The sequence below is a fragment of the Brucella tritici genome (assembly GCF_902825325.1).
Lineage (GTDB): Bacteria > Pseudomonadota > Alphaproteobacteria > Rhizobiales > Rhizobiaceae > Brucella.
Genome location: NZ_CADEAR010000010.1, coordinates 164,269 through 185,725 on the forward strand (window position 1 = coordinate 164,269; position 21,457 = coordinate 185,725).

The following is a 21,457-nucleotide window of genomic DNA, read 5'->3' on the forward strand; positions in this document are numbered from 1 at the left end:
GGTCACGTCCGTTACTTGCCGATGATTTCGGTGAGGCTGACACCGAAACGCGAGGAATCATCTTCAAGGACGATCACTTCGCCACGGGCGATGACGCGGCCATTGACCACGATATCGACCGGATCACCGATCTGCTTGTCGAGCGTGATGACCGCACCGCGACCGAGCTTCATCAGATTGGCAACCGGCATGGTCGTGCCGCCAAGAACAACTTGAACATCCACGGGAATGCCCATGATGAGTTCGAGATTTGGCTTGGATGGGCCCTTCTGTGTGCTGCGCGGCTTTTCTTCGCGCAGTTCCTCAATGGCTTCGTCCAGTTCCTGCTGCATGTTCTTGTCCTTGTTGTCAGCGCTCATGCCTGCCCCGCAAGTTCGACGGTAGCTTTACGAACCGCGCGACGCACGAAAACGGGTAGCGCGTTCTTTTCCTTCGGGAGCGATTGTTCGGTGGCGGTCGCGATTTTTTCTTGTGCTCGTGGCGTGCTGTCGGCGACGTTGCGCGCATGGCGGATATCGCGGGTCAGCGCCTTGCGCAGCCTGTTCAGTTCTTCGATAGCCTCGTCCATTTCTCGGCGCACGCGCTGCGTTTCGGCAAGACGGGCTTCAAGCTTGTTGTTTTCGTCCGCCAAAGCAGTGCCAAGATCGGTGCGTTCGCTCTGGATCGCCTTGACGGCGCGCTCCAAACCGTTGGAGGCAGCTGCAATGCGCAGCGCCAGCACCTTGCCAAGCTTGATCGTCTCGTTGGCCTTGCGGCCAACCACGATGAGCGCGGCAAGCGAGGCAAGAGCCATCAATGTGGAAAGCACGTTAGCCAGCAACAAGCTCATCGATGAAATCCTCTTCCTGATTGACCGGGTCGCCGACCTTGACTGTGAAATGAATGCCCGATTTTCCGAGCGTGCACTTGAAAAGCTGCTGATCCCCGGCGCGCAGGCGTACCTGTTCCATGGCGTCGGTGGGCAGTTTGAGAACCTGACCGATTTCCAGCATCGACAATGCGTCCAGCGTCATCGATCCCTGTTGGATGAAAGCTTCGAGTTCGATGCGCGCACGGCTGACTTCCTGCCGCATCTTCTTCGCCCAACTCGGATCGGTCTGGTTCATCGGGCGGCGCAAAAAGGCTGCCACGGCATCCTGCATCGGCTTGTGCGTGCTGCGGGGCAGAAGCAGGTGCACCTGGCCGGTTTTACCCGCGGCAGTAACATCGATGCGGCAGGCGAAAAGGCGCGAGCGCTCGAAATTCTCACGGTCGAATTCGGCTGTGTCGGTGCATTCACCGGCGGCAAAAAGCGCCTGTCCGCTCGCCTGTCCGCTTCCGGCAAAAACCTGATCAAGCGAACCGGCGAGATGACCGGCAAGAAGAGCGGAAATCTTTTGTTCCAGCATGCCGAAAGGCCGGTCCTCATCGACAGAGCCGACATTACCCATATTACCTTGGGCGCCATACATGGCTTCGATCACTGAGAAAACGAGCGTCGCATCGGCGGTGAGATAAAGTGTGCTGCCCCAACGCTCGGCCTTCAGAGGTGCGATGATCGCCGCCTTGTCGAGAATATCGGCAAAGGCAGCATCGTCGGCGCTTTCCACCTGACCTGCCTCAACGTCGAATGCGGCAGCGCAGCCATGTTTCAGCCGGTCACAGAAATGCGTTGAGGCATCCTTGAATACATGGGCAAGCGATTTCAGGTCGTCGCCCGAAAGGCCCGCTGCCCGCAGCAGGTTCTCGGCCAGAACATCATTTTTGCGGTTTTGCCCCAATGTGGCAGTTTCGGGGGTGGTCATCTTACGCTGCCTGCTGGGTCGGCGCGCTCGCCATGGTTTCCTGCTCGACCACATCGATGGTCGGACGATCATAGGCGGAGATGGTCTTGCGGCCATACTCCACGGCGATCTGCGGCAGGGAGCCGTTCATATAGGCGAGAAGCGTCTGCTTCACGACGATGTAGAGGCGATTGTTCTTTTCGCGGGTCGATTTGATCTTGGCTGCGATCGGGCCGACAACGCCATAAGAGAAGAAGATACCGGCAAAGGTTCCGACAAGGGCGGCGCCGATCAGATGGCCCAGCACTTCCGGCGACTGGTCGAGTGCGCCCATGGCCTTGATGACGCCCAGCACGGCGGCAACGATGCCAAGTGCGGGCAGGGCTTCGGAAATGCTGACCATTGCGTGGTAGGGCTTGAGCTTGTCACGGGCGATGGTGTGGATTTCCTCGTCCATCAGCGCCTCGATTTCATGTGAGCGCACATTGCCGACGATGATGAGACGGCAATAATCGCAGATGAAATTGGTGAGGTCCTCTTTCTTCAATACGCTCGGATAGGCCTGAAAGATCGACGATTCCTTCGGATTGTCGATGTGGACTTCCACTTCGTTGCGCGATTTGGCGCGCAGCTCGCGCATCAGGCTGTAGAGCACGCCCAGAACATCGAGATAGTCACGCTGCTTCGGGACCGCGTTGCTGAATGCTTCCATGCAGGCGCGGCCCGTGTCTTTCACGAGCGAGAAAGGGTTGGCAATGAAGAACGTCCCGAGTGCGGCACCCAGAATGATGACGAATTCCCAGGGCTGGATGAGCACGCTGACATGTCCGCCCATGGCGATAAAGCCGCCCAGCATACAGCCCAGTGTGATGACAAGACCGACAATAATGCCCAATGCTCGAGACTCCCGCGTACATTCTGTTTGTCTGGAACCTAAGCGCCGCGGCTTGCGCGAACCTTGTCTGTAGCGCGCAGATAAAATCAGCTTCGGACAAGCTTGGTCTTTCATAAAGGATTGAAATACCGGAAGGGGGTCATGCGCATGGTCGATACGATGACGAGTTATCGCCTGATCGCGGCGGATATGACGCGGTCGTTGCAGCGTGTTTCGAAGGAACCATTGGTGGAGCGGGAAACCGCCTACTACAAGGAGAATATCGGCAAGGTGAAATCCATTGATGATTTCATGGCCGATAGCCGTCTTTATAATTACGCGATGAAGGCGTTTGGTCTGGAAGACATGGCCTTCGCCAAGGCGTTCGTCCGCAAGATATTGACCGAGGGCGTCACGAGCGACGATGCCATGGCGAACAAGCTGACCGACAAGCGCTATAAGGAATTTGCGACCGTCTTCGATTTCGCAGGCAAGGGCGCGGAAGCGACTGAGAGCACTGCGGCGCAGCAAGGTGTCGTGGACAAATATCTTCGTCAGACGCTGGAAACGGAAGCCGGAAGCCAGAATGAAGGCGTGCGGCTGGCCCTTTATTTTGCACGCAAGGCACCGACCATCACCAATGCCTATGAAATCCTTGGCGACAAGGCGCTAGTGTCGGTGATCCAGACGACCTTCGGCTGGCCATCCAGCATATCCAATGCCGATATCGACAAGCAGGCGAAGATGATCGAGGACAAGATCGACTTCACCAAGATGTCCGATCCCGAATATGTCTCGAAGCTCATTTCGCGCTTCACCGCCATGTATGAGATGAACAATCCAACGGCGAGCAGCCCGGCCTCGATTGCGTCCCTGCTTCTGGGCGGAACGTCTTCCGTCGGCATTTCGATGGATATCCTGAGCACCTTGCAGAATTTCAAGCCGGGCGGGCGTTAGGCAATGCAAAGCAATTCGATCTATGTCGGGCTTTCGTCGCTCATCACGCTGGAACGGCGGATGGATGCCATCGCTCATAATGTCGCCAATGTCTCAACCGTCGGTTTCCGTGGAGAAGGCACCAAGTTCGATACCATCGTTTCAAACAAGGCCAGTGACGACGTCAGTTTTGCCACTGCGGGCAAGAGCTTCATCCGTACCGAAGCAGGCCCGATGATCAAGACCGACAATCCGCTGGACGTTGCGGTCAAGGGCGATGTCTGGATGTCGGTCACGACGCCGCAGGGACAGATCTACACCCGCGACGGGCGCATGAACATGCTGCCGACGGGCGATCTCGTTTCTATTACCGGCCATCCGGTTCTCGATGTCGGCGGTGCGCCCATCGTGCTCAATCCGGGTGGTGGTGCGCCGAAGATTTCGAGCGACGGCGCGATCTATCAGAACGGTGCGCAGGTCGGCTCCATCGGCCTCTTCACGATTCCCGCCGATGCCGACCTGACCTATGCCGGTACGTCCGGTGTGATCCCGAACAAGCCTGCCCAGCCGGTGGTCGATGACAATAGTGTGGGCGTCGTGCAAGGCATGATCGAGGGTTCGAACGTCGATGCCATGACCGAGATGACCCGCCTTATCAGCGTCAGCCGCGCTTTCGAACAGGTCAATAATCTGTTGTCGCAGCAGGAAAGCACGGTCTCTGAAGCCATCAAGACCCTGGGCTCCAGAAACGGATGACGCCTGATCTGCCGCTCTCGCGTCTCGCCGCTTTTGCCCGTCAGCAATCGGTGGCACCAAAGCCGCTGACCGGTATCGGCGGAACGGTGAGCGACGTGTCGCGCTCGGCCATTGCCGTGCGCGGGCTTTCGCGTGATGCGCGTTTGGGCGATGCGGTGGCGATCCATGCACAAGGCGGCCAGAGCCTTGCCGAGATCATCCGGGTGGCTGACACGCAGGTGCTGGTGAAGCCTTTCGATGACCGCATCATTCCCTCGCTTGGCGCTGCGGTTTTCGAGGAAGGGCTGCTCAGCATCCGCCCGGCACCGGAATGGCGCGGACGTGTCATCAATGCGCTTGGCGATGCGGTTGACGGAAAGGGCGTGTTGCAACCCGGCACCCGGCCGATGGCATCCGAGAATCTGGCGCCCGCAGCCCTGCGTCGCGGGCGTGTCGACAGGGGCTTGCGCACCGGCGTCAATGTCATCGATATTTTCACGCCGCTTTGTTTCGGCCAGCGTATTGGCATCTTTGCGGGCTCTGGCGTCGGCAAGTCGACGCTGCTTGCCATGATGACGCGTGCGGCGGATTTCGACACGGTGGTGCTGGCGCTGACCGGCGAGCGTGGACGTGAAGTGCGCGAGATGCTGGAAGAAACCATGGCGGGCCATCTCGACAAGACGATAACCGTGGTGGCGACGGGCGATGAAAGCCCGATGATGCGCCGCCTCGCACCCAACACGGCGACGGCCATTGCCGAATATTTCCGTGATCTTGGCCAGAATGTCCTGCTGATTGTCGATTCCGTCACGCGCTTTGCTCATGCGGCGCGCGAAGTAGCGATTGCCGCCGAGGAACCGCCGGTTTCACGCGGTTATCCGCCGAGCGTCTTCAGCCAGTTACCCCGCCTTCTGGAGCGGGCGGGTCCCGGTATCACGGAAGCGGGTGGCAGCATCACCGGCATCTATTCGGTGCTGGTCGATGGCGACGATCACAACGACCCGGTTTCCGACACGATCCGCGGTACGCTGGACGGCCACATCGTGCTTGATCGCGCAATTGCGGCGCAAGGGCGCTTTCCGGCGGTCGATATTCCGGGCTCGGTTTCGCGTCTGGCAAAGCACAACTGGACACCGGAACAGCGCAAGCTGGTCAGCCAATTGCGGGGTATGGTCGCCCGTTTCGAGGAAACTCGCGACCTGCGTGCCATCGGGGCGTACCAGAAAGGCCATGACGGCCTTCTGGACCAGGCGGTCGATCTTGTGCCGCGCATTTACGACGCCTTGCAGCAATCGCCGGAAACCGGCCTATCGGATGATCCCTATAACGACCTTGCCGCGGCACTGCGCGGCGACAGACAGGCGCAACACGCATGATGACGGGCTTTCGCAAGACAAAGGAAGAGAAACTCCTTGCAGATCTGACGGCGGAGGTCGAAGCCGCCGCACGGCAGGAAGGCATGAAGAAGCCGCATAACAAGGTGGATCGCTACCTGAAGATCGCGGCCATCACGCTCGCCGCCGGAAGCGCGATGCTGCCTTTCGTCACCTATCTTCAGCGTGTCGATCTGGGTTCGCCCGAGAAGGCCGAACGCAAGATCATCGATCCGCTGGACCGCTCGGAACAGAAAACCGTGCGCCGTTTCCCGTCCTTCCGCCCGTCCGAACAGGTCGCGCCGAATGCTGACGTGGACAACACGATGACAGGCTCGGTCATGTCGAACGGCAAGGGGCTTCCGGGAACCGGAATGGGCAATGGCGGCGACGGAAGCGGGGAAGGGCAGGCCTTCCCAAAGCCGGTTTTCGCGCTGCGCGCAGTTGTCGGCGGCATGGCGATGATTGAGGATACGTCGGGCTACTGGTTCGTCGAAAAAGGCTCGCTGCTGCCGGATGGCAGTCACCTTGTTTCAATCGGTCGCGGTGCTGGCACCTGGCAGCTTACGACATCGTCGGGCGATGTGATTGAGATGCGGAAATAGGGGAGTAGGGCAGTAAGGGAATAGGGGAGTATGTTTGCCCCGCGCAATCAGCGCTCTTTCTCACGCAACGACATATCGTTCCTAGAAAACATATTCCCCTACTCCCTTAATCTGCGCAAGCTTGACGCAAGTTCCGGCCTTTAAGTTAACGAACTATAAAGGCGGGATACTCAATGAGCTCCATTCATCTTTTCGATCTGGCTGCAAGGCAGGCGCAGTGGTTGTCGGTTCGACAGGCCACCGTTGCGGGCAATGTCGCCAACGCGAACACGCCGGATTTTCGGGCGCGGGACGTGCAGCCCTTCGCGGATGTGCTGGACAAGACGCAGCTCACCATGGCTGCCACCAGCTCCCTGCATCTGGAAGCCGAGGCAGACGGGATCGCCGGTGCGCGCCTGCGCCCGGATGACATCACCGAGCAGACCCATTCCGGCAATACGGTCGATGTCGAACAGGAAATGATGAAGGCTGGTGAAATCGCCCGCGAATATTCGCTCAACACAAGCATCGTCAAGGCGTTCCATCGCATGATGCTTTCGGTCGCGAAGGGGTAATTATGTCTTCCGATGCCTTGCAAAGCACATTGAAGATCGCAGCGTCGGGCCTTTCGGCCCAATCGACGCGTCTGCGCATCGTTTCCGAGAATATCGCCAATGCGCAGTCTACCGCCAAGACTGCCGACGCCGATCCCTATCGCCGCAAGACGGTTTCCTTCCGTACCGAGCTGGAACAGGGCACCGGTGCAGCCGAAGTCCGCATTGCCGAAGTCGGCAAGGACACATCGGCCTTTATCGAACAATACGAGCCGAGCCATCCCGCAGCGGATGAGCGCGGCTATGTCCGCTATCCAAACGTCAACATGGTCGTCGAAATGGCGGACATGCGTGAAGCCAACCGTTCTTATGAAGCCAATTTGCAGGTCGTGAGACAAGCTCGTGAGCTGATCTCCATGACGATCGATCTCCTGAGGAGCACATAATGTACGACTCGATCATGAGCATTTCGGCGCGCAATGCCCTGTCGCGCCTGTCGGAAACCGTTGCCGAAACGGGTGTGGGTTCCGCTTCCGCGCCGCAGGCTGTTCCGGCCGCTCCCGGTGCCTCGTTCGGCGAAGTCCTGTCGCAGATGACGGATTCCGTCGGGCAAAAGCTGCAGGCGGCGGAGGCAACCTCCATTCAGGGCATCAAGGGCGATGCGCCGGTGCGCGATGTGGTCAGCTCCGTCATGGAAGCCGAACAGTCGCTCCAGACGGCCATCGCGATCCGTGACAAGATCGTGCAGGCCTATCTCGAAATCAGCCGCATGCCAATCTGATTTACGGCAGCTAAGGATACGCCATGAAAGCCCTGACGATTGCCGCCACCGGCATGAACGCCCAGCAGCTCAATCTGGAAGTGATTGCCAACAACATCGCCAATATCAACACAACCGGCTTCAAGCGCGCGCGTGCTGAATTCTCCGATCTGCTTTATCAATCCGAGCGGACGGCAGGCGTGCCCAATCAGGCGAACCAGTCCATCGTGCCGGAAGGCGCGCTGGTTGGTCTCGGCGTGCAGACGGCGGCGGTGCGAAACCTCCACATGCAGGGCAGTTTCAACCAGACCGGTAATCCATTCGATCTGGCTTTGACGGGCAAGGGCTGGTTTCAGATTCAAAGCCCGACCGGCGAGACGCTTTATGCGCGCGCCGGCGCGTTCAACAAGAATGCCGATGGCCAGCTCGTGACACTCGACGGCAATCCGGTTGAACCGGCGATCACCATTCCGCCAGATGCTGTTGAAGTGACTGTCACTGATACGGGACAGGTTTTCGCCAAGCTGCAGGACCAGGTCAATCAGGTCGACCTCGGCCAGCTAACTCTCGCAAATTTTACCAATGAAGCTGGTCTGGAGCCGCTCGGCGGAAATCTCTACCGCGAGACGGAAGCTTCCGGCGGTCCGCTGGTCGGCGTTCCGGGTGATCCGGGCTACGGCTCGATCAAGCAAGGCTATCTCGAAGCGTCGAACGTCGATCCGGTGAAGGAAATCACCGATCTCATCACGGCGCAGCGTGCTTATGAAATGAATTCCAAGGTTATTCAGGCTGCCGACGAAATGGCGGCAACCGTGTCGAAGAACTTGCGCTGATGGTGATGGCGATGGGCTGTGTGAAGGCGATCTTGCAAAAGAAAAGGCTGGCTCTTGCCGGTGGCTTCCTGCTTGCCGCAATGGCTGGCGCCGGTGCTGCGGACCGCATCGCTTTTGTCGTGCCTTCGGCCACCGTCTATCCCGGCCAGATCGTGAGCGACACCGCACTTCTGGAAAAGCAGTTCTTTATAAATGCGCCAGCGGCGAACCAATATGTGCTGTCCGCGGATCAGGCGGCAGGCAAGGTGGCGCGCAAGACGCTGCTTCCCGGCAAGCCGATCCTCGTGTCGGCATTGGGCGAGCCGTCTCTGGTCACGCGCGGGGTTCCGGCACCGCTGGTCTTTACCGCCGGTACGCTGACCATAACCGCCATGGGCACGCCGCTCGAATCCGGTGCGGCTGGCGATTTCATCAAGGTTCGTAACGTCGACAGCGGCATCATCGTGTCCGGCACGGTGCTGGCCAATGGTCGCATTCAGGTGGGGATGCAGTGAGAAAGACTTGCGCCGCCCTTATCACCGCTTTGGCACTCATTTTCCAGCCCGTTGCGGGCTTTGCTGATGAGTCGTCGAAGAACGCGCGGGAATTCGGTTCCGCAGTGGATGCCGATGCCGATTGGCTCGGCTCGGGGGGCGACCCGTCGAAAATGGCCTATGCAGAACTTGGCCGGGGCAGCGCGGTTGCGCGCCTGAAGGATATTGCCACTATTCAGGGTGTGCGTGAAAACCAGCTAGTCGGTTACGGTCTTGTCATCGGCCTCAAGGGCACCGGTGACAGCCTGCGCAATTCGCCGTTCACCGAACAATCCATGCGCGCCATGCTGGATAATCTCGGCATCAGCGCGCCGCGCAACTCCACCCGTTCGAAGAATACGGCGGCGGTCATCGTGACGGCTAATCTGCCCGCCTTTGCCGGTGCCGGTTCGCGCATCGATGTGACTGTATCGTCGCTCGGCGATGCCACATCGCTGCAGGGCGGTACGCTGGTCATGACCCAGCTCATGGGTGCCGACAACCAGATCTATGCTGTCGCGCAAGGCAACATGATTGTGTCCGGTTTTTCGGCGGAAGGTGAAGCTGCAAGCGTGACGCAGGGTGTGCCGACTTCCGGTCGTATCCCCAATGGTGCGCTGGTCGAGCGTGAAGTGGCGGGCAATTTCGGCAAGGAAACCGAAATGATCGTCGAGCTGCGCGATCCCGATTTCACCACTGCCGTGCGCGCTGCCGATACGATCAACGTCTTCGCCAAGCGCCGTTACGGTCGCGGTGTCGCCATTGCACGCGATGCCAAGACGATCCGCCTGTCGCGTCCGAAAAACGTGCCTGCCGCGCGTTTCCTCGCAGAGCTTGAAGGTCTGCCGATTACGACCGACGAAGTGGCGCGTGTGGTGGTCGATGAGCGAACGGGAACCGTCGTCATCGGCGAGAAAGTTCGCATCTCCAAAGTGGCGATCAGCCATGGCAGCCTGACGGTTCGTGTGACGGAAACGCCGATGGTGGTTCAGCCGGAGCCGTTCAGCGACGGTGTAACCGCTGTTGAACCGAACACCGATATTGCCGTCAACCAGCAGAACGCCAAGATCGGCATTCTGACCGGCGCAAATCTTGAAAATCTGGTGAAGGGCCTGAACCAGATCGGCGTGAAGCCGACCGGCATCATCGCAATATTGCAGGCCATCAAGACATCCGGCGCACTTCATGCGGAACTGGTGGTGCAATGACCATGGCTCATAGAATGATCCGGTATGGTTCGGCAGTGGCGCTGCTTCTGGCTGCCTCTGTCCCAGCTTTTGCGCAGCAGGCGGCGACGGCTGCTCCAGCGCCGGTTGAAGCATCGGCGGCACAGCAGCTTGCCTCTCCGCCGCCGCTCGGCAACCTCGATGAGATCCGCAAATTCTGCGGCAATATCGACGATCAGGCGGCAGACGCCCGCTATGCATTGCAGGCCAAGCAATTGACCGATCTGAAGGCCGATGTCGAGGAACGGATGCGTGCGCTTGAGGAAAAGCGCCGGGAATATGAAATGTGGCTGAAGCGCCGTGACGAGTTTGTCAGCAAAGCACAGGATTCGCTGGTCGACATTATCTCGAAAATGAAGCCGGACGCGGCGGCGGCACAGATGGCGCTGATCGGCGACGAAGCGGCAGCGGCGCTCATCCTCAAGCTCAATCCGCGTGTATCCAGCATCATCCTCAATGAAATGCCGCCGGAAAAGGCGGCCAAGCTGGCGCGCGTCATCGTCGGTTCGCAGCGCACGACGACCGCGTCGCAAGCTGTGAAGGATCAGCGCGCCGCGGCACAGTCCGGGAATACGGTTCAATGAAAAACAGCATGAACAAAGCGACCCTTGCAGCAGCAGTAGCGGTTCTTCTGGCCGGTTGTGCCACCAAGCCCGAGGAAATCGGTCGGGCACCCGACCTGTCCCCGGTCGCGGCGCATCTTGGCATGCAGAACAATCCGCAGTTCAACGGCTATCCGGCGCGCCCGAGCAAGGCGACCTATTCGCTCTGGGACCAGCGTTCGACCAATTTCTTCAAGGACCCGCGTGCGGCCACGCCGGGCGATGTCCTGACGGTTATCATTTCCATCAACGACCGCGCCAACCTCGATAACAAGACGGACCGCGAGCGTGTGTCGAAAGGCATTTACGGCGCGGGTGGTTCGTTCGCGACGAGCAGCAGCACGGGTGCTGGCGCCGGTGGCGATATGGATGCTTCGGTCAACACCCATTCCGACAGCAAGTCGAAGGGCAAGGGCACCATCGAGCGCAGTGAAGATATCCGCCTGCAGGTCGCGGCCATCGTCACCGACACGCTACCCAACGGAAACATGATTATCCGCGGGTCGCAGGAAGTGCGCGTCAATAACGAGCTGCGTGTGCTCAATGTCGCTGGTGTCGTGCGTCCGCGCGACATTTCCGGCAACAACACGATTTCCTACGACAAGATCGCCGAAGCCCGCATTTCCTATGGCGGGCGCGGACGACTGAGCGAGATTCAGCAGCCGCCTTACGGCCAGCAGATTCTCGATCAGGTTTCTCCTTTCTAGGTTGGCTGGCATGAGCGACACGACGGCAACGGAAAAAGACGGCAAGGCGAAAGGCTCCCTGACGGGGCTGCTGGCGGCTGTCGCAGTTCTGACCGTCATCGCTGGCGGCGGCGGCTGGTATATGGGCGGCATGATTTCCGCCGATCAGCTCGCATCGGTCAGGCCTTCCGGCAAGGAAGACAAGCCGAAGCAGGGCGATTTTGAATCGCGCTCCATCGGCACTGTCGTGCCCTTGCAGCCGATTGTCACCAATCTCGGCATTCCGCAGAACACATGGGTGCGTCTTGAAGCCTCGCTGGTGGCAAAGCCGGGCCATGAAATTCCGGCGGCGATGGCGGCAAGCGTCGGCGACGATTTCCTGAGCTTCCTGCGCAGCGTCAACCTCATGCAATTGCAGGGCGCGGCGGGACTCGCCTATCTCCGCTCCGATTTGGAAGAACGCGCGCGCCTGCGTTCGGAAGGCGCGGTCGACCGGGTCTTTATTTCGGCACTGGTCGTAGAATGAAAAAACTCCTTGGCCTCGGCCTCATCCTGACGCTCGCTCTTACCGTTTCCGCACAGGCGCAACAGGCGCTGACGCTCGACAACCTGCTGCCTGCGGGAAGCGGTGCTGCGAGCGGCCAGATCGTGCAGCTGTTCGGGCTTCTGACGGTGCTGTCCATTGCGCCGGGGCTGCTCATCATGGTGACGAGCTTCACGCGCTTTGCCATCGCCTTTTCGTTGCTGCGGTCCGGCCTCGGTCTCCAGACCGCGCCTGCTAGCATGGTGATGATTTCTCTTGCCCTGTTCATGACATTCTATGTCATGGCGCCCGCCTTCGACCGGGCCTGGAACAATGGCGTGCAGCCCTTGATGCGCAATGAAATCACGCAGCAGGCAGCTTTCACCGAAATTTCGCAGCCTTTCCGTGAATTCATGATGGGCCAGGTGCGCGACAAGGACCTGCGGCTCTTTGAAGATCTCGCTGATCCGTCGTTTCGCACTGGTGATGACGGTATCGTCGATTTCCGCGTGCTGGTTCCGGCCTTCATGATTTCGGAACTGCGGCGCGGTTTTGAAATCGGTTTCCTGATCGTGCTGCCATTTCTGGTGATCGACCTTGTTGTGGCGACGCTCACCATGTCCATGGGCATGATGATGCTCCCGCCGACGGTGATCTCGCTGCCGTTCAAGATTCTGTTCTTCGTGCTGATCGATGGCTGGAATATTCTGGTCGGAAGCCTGATACGGTCCTTTTCGTAGAAACAGGAACGAGCTGACACACCGCAGCTCGTTGTTAAGTTCAGTTGTTGATACGGACGGTCAGCTTGTAGTCGCAGGTGTCATGATTGACTTCTTCGGCCACAAGAGTGCAGGTGGGACTGCTGCCGGTACCATCAGATTTCATGAAATGCCGACTATAACCCGACGCCTTGCATCCGGGCGCGGGGTTAGTGAAGCTCGGTCCTTCAGCATAAACCGTCAACTGACACGACTTATAAACGGTGTTGTCGGAATAGCGGTACCGCGCAATCATCGAACGCAGATATGTATCATCTTCTGCCTTGTGTGTGAGGACGCCCGTTGCACCATTCGCAATCGTCGACGGTCGCGTACACTTTCCGTCTGGATTGCATGCACCTTGCGTATAATTGATGGATTTGCCTGCATTGTTGATCCAGTTCACCGTTATCTGATTATCGGCCAATGCGGCTGAAGCGGAGATGAGTGAAACAGCCAGAATTGAAAAACGAAGCATGATCTTTCCTCCATTAGTTGACACTTATGGAACATAAAGAGAACGTCAGGGGTGAGGATAAGTTTGGACCGGTGGATCATGTCGATCTGCCAGAAACCCACTTGATGAAAAAGAAAACCTCAATTAAAAATTGAGCGGATTATTTAGTAATCTCTTAATATTTCGAGTTTACGACGATCCTCATGGTGGGTTTCCGCGCGTTACGCGGCAACAGGCATGATGCCGCTCCACCATGCCGGTAATCTAAAAATCCGGCCTGTCCCTCAGATTGTTTTTCCCAAGGGGCAAAAAACTATGGCTAGCATTCTTACAAATTCGTCGGCTCTGACCGCTCTCCAGACGCTTTCTTCGACCAATAAGGCACTGGAATCGACCCAGAACCGTATCTCGACCGGTCTCAAGGTTGCCGGTGCATCCGACAACGCTGCTTACTGGTCCATCGCAACGACCATGCGTTCCGATAACAAAGCCAACTCGGTTGTGCAGGATTCGCTTGGCCTCGGTGCTGGCAAGGTTGACACTGCTTATACGGCCATGAACAAGGCCATCGAAGTTGTTGACCAGATCAAGCAGAAGGTTCTTCTTGCGAAGACTTCTGGTGCGGAAGATCGCGCCAAGATCCAGAGCGAAATCGCAACCTATGTTGCTCAGCTCAAGGACAATGTTTCTGGCGCCAACTATGCCGGTTCCAACCTGCTGACCTCGGATTCGTCGAAGGACACCGCTGATCCTACTGCCACCCCGGCAGTAGCTGAAAGCAATTCGCTGAACGTCATCACCTCTTACAACCGTGATGCTTCGGGCAAGGTAACGACCGGCACGATTTCGGTGAATTACTCCACGACGCGTTTGATCGATTCCGGCACTGGTACGGCTGCTGGCGTTCTCGATAAGGCTGGCGGCGCATCTGCCAAGTCGATCCTCGACGTCAACGTCGCGGATCTGACCGGCGTTACCGGATATGACGCAGCCGACGTCGCGGGCACCGAAGGTGCAGCATTCGACAACCTCCTGACCGACATCGAAGCCGCTCTTGGCTCGATGGCGACCTCTGCCGCCGAACTGGGTGCCGCAAAGGCACGCATCGACATGCAGAAGGATTTCGTATCGAGCCTTTCCGACTCGATCGAAAAGGGCGTTGGCCAGCTCGTTGACGCTGACATGAACAAGGAATCGGCACGTCTGTCGGCTCTGCAGGTTCAGCAGCAGCTCGGCGTTCAGGCTCTGTCGATCGCCAACTCGTCGAACCAGAACATCCTGTCGCTGTTCCGCGGCTAATCTGAGTAAACAGCAAGGGCGCCGGGTTGCCGGCGCTCGCGAGTTCTCAGGCAAATCAGGGGTTCGCATCCGAACCGGCCTGATCGGATCGGATGTCTTTGGGCGGAAAACGGGGCGCGGGATTTATTCCGCGCCCCAATTCCTTGCGCTCATTTCCAGTTTCCGAAAGCACTTGCTTCATCAGCCGCCACTTTCGCGCAAGCTTCGCGGGCTAGTTTGCATCCATCATGATGGCGGTGGTGTGGATGCAGCAGAATTTCCAGCAATTGATCGAACAGCTCAAGGGTACGCTCGGCAAGCTCGGCGCGCGAAAACTCATCGCGCTCGGACTGGTGGGCGCGGCACTCATGGGCGCGATCCTCTATACGAGCATCTATCTGAGCCGCCCATCCTACGAAACGCTCTATGTCGGCCTTTCGCGCGACGACGTGAACCGCATGGGCCTCGCGCTCGGTGAAGCCGGCATTCCTTTCGACGTGAAAGCCGACGGCTCGTCCATCCTCGTGCCCATCGGCAAAGCCGAAAATGCCCGCATGTATCTGGCCGAAAAGGGCCTGCCGACCTCGAACAATGCCGGTTACGAGCTGTTCGACAATATGGGGTCGCTCGGCCTCACTTCGTTCATGCAGGAAATCACCCGGGTGCGCGCGCTCGAAGGCGAAATCGCCCGCACAATCCAGGCCATTCGTGGCGTGAAAGCTGCGCGCGTTCACATCGTCATGGCAGAAAAAGGGTCGTTCCGTCGTGGTGACCAGAAGCCGTCCGCCTCGGTGGTCATTCGCGCCGAAGGCGGCTTTGCTGCCGAATCCGCCCAATCCATCCGCCAGCTGGTCGCCGCCGCCGTTCCGTCGCTCGATGCTTCCGCCGTCACCGTTCTCGACACCAACGGTCGCTTGCTGGCATCGGCAGGCGAAGCCGCCAATGGCGCAGCCCTCCTGACCGCCTCGCTGGAACAGCAGGTTGCAGGCAATGTGGATGACAGCATCCGCAAGGCGCTGGCGCCCTATCTCGGCATGGGACATTTCCAAACCAGCGTTCAGGCCGTGCTCGATACGGACCGCCGCCAGATCAACGAGACGACCTACGATCCTGAATCCCGCGTTGAGCGTTCCGTGCGCGTGGTCCGTGAAAGCGGGGATTCCCGCAACAATCGCAACGACAATGCAACCGGCGTGGAACAGAACATTCCGCAGGAAGAAATCCAGAACCGCAACGGCGAAAGCTCCACCGAAAAGACTGATCGCCGCGAGGAGCTGACCAATTACGAAATGAACAGCAAGACGGTTTCCACCGTCAGCGACGGCTATGCCGTCAAGCGGCTGTCCATTGCCGTGGTCATCGATCAGGCGCGGCTTCTGGAAACTGCGGGAACCACGCCGCCGCCAGCCAATTTTGTCGATCAGCAGATCACCAAGATCCGCGATCTCGTTGCAACCGCAGCCGGTCTCAATGCTGATCGTGGCGACGTCATCAATGTAACGGCAGTGAACTTCCTCGATCCTGCCGGTGCCGATATGGAACCGGTCTCCACGCCATGGACCGATACGGTGCTTCGCCAGAGCGGCTCCTACGTCAATGCGCTCGCCATTCTTGCCGCCGTCGGTCTCCTGATCTGGTTCGGTCTGCGTCCGCTGCTGCGTGATCAGAATGCCACGCCGACCGGCACGGAAGTGGCCGTCCGCGAGACAAGCGAAGTGGCGACGCCGAATTTCGTCGGCGGTCAGGCGGCTGGCGAGGGCGTGCAGGCCGTCATTGGCGGGCCGGAAGCCTATGCCGACCAGATGAAGACCAGCCTCAGCGATCTTCGCCAGCGCATGCGCATGCCTGCCAAATTGCGTCTGGAACAGATGATTGACATGGATGAGGAGCGCGTAGCCTCCATTCTCAAGCAATGGATTCATGAAACCGCCGCGAGTCGTGAAGCCCAACCATTGAGGGAATCGGCCGTAAAGGCTTCGGTCATGCCGGAGCTTGAGGCGGCCTGACGATGAGCGCGCTTTCCCTCAGCCGTTATCTTCCCGATTTTTCGACCCATCATATCGAGGATGAGGCGGTCGAGATCATCGCTGCACCTGCGCCGCCGAAGCCACTGAAAGAAACGCCCCCGCCACAGGCGGACGGCGATGGAGCGAAGCGCCCCCTTTCGGCTGAGAAAGCCGCCGCTGCCGAGCAGGCGGAAGTCGCCGCCATTATCGCTGTCGAGGAAGAAAAGCGCCTGGCATTCGAAGCAGGACGGGAGGATGGCCACAGGGAAGCACAGGCGCTTTATGAGGCCGAGAAGGCACGGCTTGTCCGCGAGCACGAGACTGAAATCGAGGCGCTGCGTGCTGCATTTTCGCGTGAGCAGGCTCTGCTTCTGGCAGGTAGCCTGACGGAAGCACTGACCGCGCTAGAGCGAAATTATTCCGGTCAGATCGCCGAAATCCTGATGCCTTTGCTGGCAGAAAAAATGGAACGCGAGGCTGTCGCGGAATTTGCGCGGCGGATTGCGGCGCTGGCGCTTGATGGCGAAGCACCGGAAATCTCCGGCCCGGCGTGTTTGGTTGCACCGCTTCGCGATCATGCTGCCCTGTTGCCGTCAGGTTGCCGGTTTTCAGAAACCGGTGCGGACGAACTTTCCTTTTCCTTTGGCGACCGGATGCTTGAAACACGCATCGCGCCGCTTCTTGAAGAATTGAAGGCTGCGGTTCAATGAGCATCGATCCCGAAACCAAACGTGAGATCATCATTGTTCGCCGAGGTGGACATGACGACCATGACAGCCATCATGGTGGCGTGTGGAAGATCGCCTATGCCGACTTCATGACTGCAATGATGGCCTTCTTCCTCGTCATGTGGCTCATCAATGCCGCCAATGAGGAAACCAAGGCGGCGGTTGCAAGCTATTTCAATCCCGTCAAACTGATGGACCGGCATTCAAGCCCCAAGGGCGTGCAGGATGTCGAGGAAAAAGACGGCAAGGTTCGCTATGAAAGCGACCAGCAGATCGAAAACAGCACCAAGGTCATCAACGACACGACTGTTTCTCCGCCAAGCGACCAGGAAGAGCGCCAGCTTTTCCGCGAACCCTATGCGGTCCTGTCGGAACTGGCCCACGAAACCGGTGTGTTGCAGAACCAGTCGGCCAAGGGCGATGGCGGCACGTCGCAATCCGGCCCTGCTACCGGTGCCGAAGGCGGCGAAGCCTATCGCGATCCGTTCAGCCCGGATTATTGGTCGAGCAAGGCTGTCGAAGATCTGACCCCACCGGATGCCGCGCCTGCTACGCCGCCTAAGCCCGAAGTAGCGCAGCCGAAGCCCGGGGAGGCCGAAAAGACTGCTGAAACCCAGGAACAGTTGATTGCTGACTTGAAAAAGGTAGCTGAGGGTGAAACTGCGAAAGAGAGTGCGCAGGCGAAAAAGGCCGAGCCAATGCCCGATGTGACGGTCGTTCCGGTCGATGGCGGCGTGATGATCCAGCTCACCGACAAGATCGACTATGGCATGTTCACCATCGGATCGGCCAAGCCGGATGCCCGCGTGGTGCAGATGCTGGAGCGTATCGCACAGGTGATTTCCCGACAGCCGGGCGAAGTCATCATCAGCGGACATACGGATGCGCGTCCGTTCAAGAGCGCGACCTATGACAATTGGCGCCTGTCCTCGGCACGCGCGCAGATGGCTTATTACATGCTGGTGCGCGGCGGGCTCGATGAAAAGCGTGTGCTGCGTGTGGAAGGCTATGCCGACCGCCAGCCGAAGAATACCAACGATCCGAATGCGGCTGAGAACCGTCGCATCGATATTTTCCTGAAGTCTGCTCCATGAAGCAGTCCGGGAGCCGGCTCGCCATGCGTTCCTTGCTGGCATGTGTTGCAGGCTTCTCCCTGATGGGAGCGGCTTATCCAGCCATTGCGCAAACGCAGGCATTGGCCGAGACCCGTAAGCTGCCCGTTCTGGAACCCTACAAGCTCGTGCGTTCGCTGCGCATGTTGCAGGATCAGGTCGTTGCCGGAAAACCGGAAGCCGTGGTGATGCTGAACAAGCTTCTGGGCTTTGTCAGCGCGGATATGGGCCGAGCGTCGAATGACGTCTGGAGCAATCCGGAAAATGTCTACGCGGCGATCATCTATCTCTTCAACGGCGGTAATCCGGAAGCGGTGCGCAAGGTCCTTGCAGACTTCAAGACGGATGCGGTGCCGCCGGAACTGGTCAAGGGTGCATTGGCCTATGCTTCCGGCCAGACGATTGAAGTGGTGAAGCTTTTCTCGGTTCCGCTCTCATCCGATGTTCCGGCGGAACTGAAGGCATCCATCGTGCTGGTGACCGCCAGCCAGATGACCGCCTTCGACCCAGCGACGGCCTTGATGCGGCTCGATCAGGTGCGGCTTGAAGCGCCGGGCACCTTGTTTGAGGAAGCCGCGATCCGTCGTTCGATGCCGATTGCTGCCAAACTTGGCGATGCCGACAAGATCAGGCTCCTGTCGCGAAACTATCTCCAGCGCTTTCCCCGTTCGCCCTATATGCGTGATTTCATGGCGCAATTTGTCGATGCTGCGGTGAAACTCAACGACCGTATCGGCAATGCGGAACTGGCAAAGCTGATCGGCTCGGCTGATCCGGTGATGCAATATTCGCTTTATCTGCAGATTGCGCGCGGCGCGCTTGTCGATGGTCAGACGGAGCGGGCGCGGTTCATGTCGGCGGAGGCGAAAAAGCTTGCCGACAGACTGAAAGCCGACCCCACCCGCGCCAATCTTTATGCGGCCGCAAGCGATGTGGCTTCGGATTCGGCGGGTAGCGCACTGCGCGAACTGTCGCAGATTTCACCCGACAAATTGCAGGAGCGTGACCGGAAATTGCTGAAAGCCGCTGAAGCGGTCGGCACGGTGGTAACCCGCACGCCGGACGCTTTGCCGCCTGCAAAACCCGCCCTCACCGAACGGGATGTGCCGCCGATGGCAGTGGCGGAGTCGCAGGAGCATGAGGCCGTAAAGCCTGAGCCGACCCCGGTGGCAGTTAGCATGAAGCCGGTCAGGAACCAGCCGGAAGACGATTTGCAGAAAACGATGGAAGATGCGCGGCGCAAGCTTGCCGAGATCGATGTCTTGCTAGGAAAGACCGTTCAATGAGCATTGATATTTTGCTGAATTCCACCAGCCGACTTGCCTCGCTCGCCCGCAATTCCGGTCCTTCCCAGGCAAAAGCTGGGGGCGAAGGACAGGATAATGCTGACCCGGCAAAATTGTTCAGTTCACTTCTCGAAAAGCCGCAGGGCAAGGTCGAAAAGAAGGATGACAGCGAAGCCAATTCGGGTTCGGATGAGGCGGATGCGAGGGATGAGGAAGGTTCAAAGTCCGTCGCCCTGTTCGCCCTGCCACAAAATCTCCTTTCTTTGGACGCTTCTTCGCCTGATTTGAAAGGGGCAAATCACGGTTTTTCCACGCTGAATACTGCGAAAAACGACATAAACACCTCGGATCCGCTTTCTGCCTTAATTAAAGACATCGACCCGAAACAGGTCGAAGGGCCGGGGAACGAGCTGCAAGCCGATCTACGGGCCGATCAGAAGAAACGCACGCCTGAACCGGTATCTTCGAAGACGGCGGCAACCCCATCGGCCAGCGCCAAACCGGGCCAGGCAATCACCCAGGACGCACCGACGGCTAACGGTGACAATCAGGCCGAAAATTCCGGGGACGATCTCGCCAGCCTTCTGAAAGCGGATAAGGGGCAGGCGCAGCAGCAGTCGGGTCAGATGCCTGACAGAACCGATATCCAGCAGCAGCCAACCGCAAAGGGCAATGCGCCTGCGGACATCAAGGCGGCCACCACGCCATCGCAGGCGGCAGCCCGGATTGCAGACATTCAGGTGGTATCCGAACGTAGCTTCGGCACGGTCAAGACCTTGCAGATCAGGCTCGATCCGGTGGAACTTGGAGCGGTGACGGCGCGCATTCGCGTGGGATCGGAAGGTGTTGAGGTACATCTCGTCGCTGAAAAGACCCATGGGGCGGAAGCGCTCGCAGCCGACCGTTCGATGATCGAGAAAGCCCTGAAGGCGGCGGGTATCGCCGACGACGCAAAAATTTCGGTGACCGTTGCCGACCGCAACGCGGCGGGTGCCGTGCAGCAGGCGCAGGCATCGCAGAATGCGGGTCAGCAACAGGCGAGCGGCCAGCAATCGGGCCAGCAGCAGGCTTTCAACATGCAGCAGGGCTTCGACGGGCGTGACGGCGGCCAGGCGCAGGCAGGTTTTATGGGCGGTGAGGGCAGGCAGAATGGCGAATCCGGTCAGGCAGGACGCGAACGTTCGGACATACAAGCCGCTCAGGAAAGCGGGAACAGCATTTCTCGCAATGATGGCCGCAACCGCGGCCTGGTTGTCTGACAGTAACCCGGCCCGTGCCGAAAATATCTGTGAGCGTGAAATGCACCGGGCGTCGACCCGCTACGACGTTCCGCTCGGTATCCTCTATGCGGTCGGCCTGACGGAAACCGGCCGCAAGAATTCCTTGCAACCTTATGCGATGAATATCGAAGGCCGTGCCGAGTTCATGCCATCGCAGATGGCTGCGGTGAGACGCTTCGACGAGGTTCGGGCCGAAGGTGCGAAACTGATCGATCTCGGTTGCATGCAGATCAACTACTACTATCACGGCAAGGAATTTCCGTCGGTCGCAGCGATGCTGATGCCGAGCCTCAATGTCGATTATGCGGCGCGCTTTCTGCGGCAGCTTCGACAGCGCGAAGGCAACTGGACGATGGCGGTCGCGCGCTACCACGCGGGGCCAAATAACGATCCTGCCCAGAAGCGTTATGTCTGTCGCCTGATGACGAATATGGTCGCCACCGGCTTCGGAAACTGGACGCCTCAGGCGCGAAGCTTCTGCTTCGGCTGAACTGGAATCCGTTGAAATTTTACAGGTTGTAACAGATTGTCAGCTGCACCCGACTTGACAATGATCAACCTGTGATTGTCTGCTCCGATGTGCGCTAAATT

The 21,457-nt window shown here is 58.8% G+C and carries 26 protein-coding genes; 21 read left to right on the forward strand and 5 right to left on the reverse strand.

The window, feature by feature from the left end; genetic code table 11:
* Nucleotides 1–11: 11 nt before the first annotated feature.
* From fliN to motA, 4 genes are read right to left on the reverse strand one after another with little or no spacing between them, the layout of a single operon-like run.
* Nucleotides 12–359, reverse strand: a complete 348-nt coding sequence (gene fliN, locus HWX93_RS15815) for a flagellar motor switch protein FliN (RefSeq protein ID WP_061347645.1) — start codon at nucleotides 357–359, stop codon at nucleotides 12–14.
* Nucleotides 356–829 carry a BAB2_0123 family type IV secretion system effector gene (locus HWX93_RS15820; protein WP_176037919.1) on the reverse strand — a complete coding sequence of 158 codons (474 nt, stop codon included), beginning with the start codon at nucleotides 827–829 and terminating at the stop codon, nucleotides 356–358. The genes fliN and HWX93_RS15820 overlap by 4 nt, the downstream gene beginning before the upstream one ends.
* Complete coding sequence (locus tag HWX93_RS15825; RefSeq protein ID WP_176037920.1) at nucleotides 810–1,784, reverse strand: FliM/FliN family flagellar motor switch protein; 975 nt, start codon at nucleotides 1,782–1,784, stop codon at nucleotides 810–812. The genes HWX93_RS15820 and HWX93_RS15825 overlap by 20 nt, the downstream gene beginning before the upstream one ends.
* Nucleotide 1,785: 1 nt before the next feature.
* The gene (gene motA, locus HWX93_RS15830) at nucleotides 1,786–2,658 is read right to left on the reverse strand and encodes a flagellar motor stator protein MotA (protein ID WP_061347648.1); all 873 of its coding nucleotides are present in this window, start codon (nucleotides 2,656–2,658) and stop codon (nucleotides 1,786–1,788) included.
* A 147-nt stretch (nucleotides 2,659–2,805) separates the two neighbouring features.
* Here motA and HWX93_RS15835 point away from each other — a divergent pair, with 147 nt between their 5' ends.
* The 14 genes from HWX93_RS15835 (at nucleotide 2,806) to fliP (ending at nucleotide 12,701) form a co-directional block, all read left to right on the forward strand.
* Nucleotides 2,806–3,594 (forward strand): DUF1217 domain-containing protein, encoded by a 789-nt coding sequence (locus HWX93_RS15835; RefSeq protein WP_176037946.1) that lies wholly within the window; start codon nucleotides 2,806–2,808, stop codon nucleotides 3,592–3,594.
* Between the two features lie 3 nt (nucleotides 3,595–3,597).
* Nucleotides 3,598–4,329 carry a flagellar basal-body rod protein FlgF gene (gene flgF / locus HWX93_RS15840; RefSeq protein ID WP_109988835.1) on the forward strand — a complete coding sequence of 244 codons (732 nt, stop codon included), beginning with the start codon at nucleotides 3,598–3,600 and terminating at the stop codon, nucleotides 4,327–4,329.
* A complete protein-coding gene (gene fliI / locus HWX93_RS15845; RefSeq protein ID WP_176037921.1) occupies nucleotides 4,326–5,684 on the forward strand; it encodes a flagellar protein export ATPase FliI in 1,359 nt (452 codons plus the stop codon). The genes flgF and fliI overlap by 4 nt, the downstream gene beginning before the upstream one ends.
* Nucleotides 5,681–6,286: a hypothetical protein gene (locus HWX93_RS15850; protein WP_176037922.1), complete on the forward strand. Its 606-nt coding sequence runs from the start codon at nucleotides 5,681–5,683 to the stop codon at nucleotides 6,284–6,286. The genes fliI and HWX93_RS15850 overlap by 4 nt, the downstream gene beginning before the upstream one ends.
* Nucleotides 6,287–6,459: 173 nt before the next feature.
* Nucleotides 6,460–6,840, forward strand: coding sequence for a flagellar basal body rod protein FlgB (gene flgB / locus HWX93_RS15855; protein ID WP_109988832.1), 381 nt, complete (start codon nucleotides 6,460–6,462; stop codon nucleotides 6,838–6,840).
* A gap of 2 nt (nucleotides 6,841–6,842) precedes the next feature.
* Entirely contained in the window at nucleotides 6,843–7,265 is a 423-nt protein-coding gene (flgC, locus tag HWX93_RS15860) for a flagellar basal body rod protein FlgC (protein WP_109988831.1), read from the forward strand.
* On the forward strand, nucleotides 7,265–7,600 hold the full coding sequence (locus HWX93_RS15865) for a flagellar hook-basal body complex protein FliE (protein WP_140021831.1): 336 nt from the start codon (nucleotides 7,265–7,267) through the stop codon (nucleotides 7,598–7,600). Before flgC ends, HWX93_RS15865 begins: the two co-directional genes overlap by 1 nt.
* Nucleotides 7,601–7,623: 23 nt before the next feature.
* The gene (flgG, locus tag HWX93_RS15870; RefSeq protein WP_012093514.1) at nucleotides 7,624–8,412 is read left to right on the forward strand and encodes a flagellar basal-body rod protein FlgG; all 789 of its coding nucleotides are present in this window, start codon (nucleotides 7,624–7,626) and stop codon (nucleotides 8,410–8,412) included.
* An 11-nt stretch (nucleotides 8,413–8,423) separates the two neighbouring features.
* A complete protein-coding gene (flgA, locus tag HWX93_RS15875; protein WP_176037947.1) occupies nucleotides 8,424–8,906 on the forward strand; it encodes a flagellar basal body P-ring formation chaperone FlgA in 483 nt (160 codons plus the stop codon).
* Nucleotides 8,903–10,132, forward strand: coding sequence for a flagellar basal body P-ring protein FlgI (locus tag HWX93_RS15880; RefSeq protein ID WP_176037923.1), 1,230 nt, complete (start codon nucleotides 8,903–8,905; stop codon nucleotides 10,130–10,132). Before flgA ends, HWX93_RS15880 begins: the two co-directional genes overlap by 4 nt.
* The gene (locus tag HWX93_RS15885) at nucleotides 10,129–10,734 is read left to right on the forward strand and encodes a MotE family protein (protein WP_176037924.1); all 606 of its coding nucleotides are present in this window, start codon (nucleotides 10,129–10,131) and stop codon (nucleotides 10,732–10,734) included. The genes HWX93_RS15880 and HWX93_RS15885 overlap by 4 nt, the downstream gene beginning before the upstream one ends.
* Complete coding sequence (gene flgH / locus HWX93_RS15890) at nucleotides 10,731–11,459, forward strand: flagellar basal body L-ring protein FlgH (RefSeq protein WP_109988827.1); 729 nt, start codon at nucleotides 10,731–10,733, stop codon at nucleotides 11,457–11,459. Before HWX93_RS15885 ends, flgH begins: the two co-directional genes overlap by 4 nt.
* Before the next feature lie 10 nt (nucleotides 11,460–11,469).
* The gene (locus HWX93_RS15895) at nucleotides 11,470–11,964 is read left to right on the forward strand and encodes a flagellar basal body-associated FliL family protein (RefSeq protein WP_176037925.1); all 495 of its coding nucleotides are present in this window, start codon (nucleotides 11,470–11,472) and stop codon (nucleotides 11,962–11,964) included.
* On the forward strand, nucleotides 11,961–12,701 hold the full coding sequence (gene fliP / locus HWX93_RS15900; RefSeq protein ID WP_109988826.1) for a flagellar type III secretion system pore protein FliP: 741 nt from the start codon (nucleotides 11,961–11,963) through the stop codon (nucleotides 12,699–12,701). Before HWX93_RS15895 ends, fliP begins: the two co-directional genes overlap by 4 nt.
* A 40-nt stretch (nucleotides 12,702–12,741) precedes the next feature.
* Here fliP and HWX93_RS15905 read toward each other — a convergent pair whose 3' ends face one another.
* Nucleotides 12,742–13,197 (reverse strand): hypothetical protein, encoded by a 456-nt coding sequence (locus HWX93_RS15905; RefSeq protein ID WP_176037926.1) that lies wholly within the window; start codon nucleotides 13,195–13,197, stop codon nucleotides 12,742–12,744.
* A 294-nt stretch (nucleotides 13,198–13,491) separates the two neighbouring features.
* Here HWX93_RS15905 and HWX93_RS15910 point away from each other — a divergent pair, with 294 nt between their 5' ends.
* The 7 genes from HWX93_RS15910 to HWX93_RS15940 all read left to right on the forward strand — a co-directional run bounded on the left by HWX93_RS15910 (nucleotide 13,492) and on the right by HWX93_RS15940 (nucleotide 21,356).
* Nucleotides 13,492–14,475: a flagellin gene (locus HWX93_RS15910; protein WP_176037927.1), complete on the forward strand. Its 984-nt coding sequence runs from the start codon at nucleotides 13,492–13,494 to the stop codon at nucleotides 14,473–14,475.
* Between the two features lie 230 nt (nucleotides 14,476–14,705).
* Nucleotides 14,706–16,460: a flagellar basal-body MS-ring/collar protein FliF gene (gene fliF / locus HWX93_RS15915; RefSeq protein ID WP_176037948.1), complete on the forward strand. Its 1,755-nt coding sequence runs from the start codon at nucleotides 14,706–14,708 to the stop codon at nucleotides 16,458–16,460.
* Between the two features lie 2 nt (nucleotides 16,461–16,462).
* Nucleotides 16,463–17,170 carry a hypothetical protein gene (locus HWX93_RS15920; protein ID WP_176037928.1) on the forward strand — a complete coding sequence of 236 codons (708 nt, stop codon included), beginning with the start codon at nucleotides 16,463–16,465 and terminating at the stop codon, nucleotides 17,168–17,170.
* The gene (locus tag HWX93_RS15925; RefSeq protein ID WP_176037929.1) at nucleotides 17,167–18,282 is read left to right on the forward strand and encodes a flagellar motor protein MotB; all 1,116 of its coding nucleotides are present in this window, start codon (nucleotides 17,167–17,169) and stop codon (nucleotides 18,280–18,282) included. The genes HWX93_RS15920 and HWX93_RS15925 overlap by 4 nt, the downstream gene beginning before the upstream one ends.
* Nucleotides 18,279–19,586, forward strand: a complete 1,308-nt coding sequence (locus HWX93_RS15930) for a chemotaxis protein (protein WP_419191005.1) — start codon at nucleotides 18,279–18,281, stop codon at nucleotides 19,584–19,586. The genes HWX93_RS15925 and HWX93_RS15930 overlap by 4 nt, the downstream gene beginning before the upstream one ends.
* Nucleotides 19,583–20,845, forward strand: coding sequence for a flagellar hook-length control protein FliK (locus HWX93_RS15935; RefSeq protein WP_176037931.1), 1,263 nt, complete (start codon nucleotides 19,583–19,585; stop codon nucleotides 20,843–20,845). The genes HWX93_RS15930 and HWX93_RS15935 overlap by 4 nt, the downstream gene beginning before the upstream one ends.
* Nucleotides 20,814–21,356, forward strand: coding sequence for a transglycosylase SLT domain-containing protein (locus tag HWX93_RS15940; RefSeq protein ID WP_176037932.1), 543 nt, complete (start codon nucleotides 20,814–20,816; stop codon nucleotides 21,354–21,356). Before HWX93_RS15935 ends, HWX93_RS15940 begins: the two co-directional genes overlap by 32 nt.
* Nucleotides 21,357–21,457 lie beyond the last annotated feature (101 nt).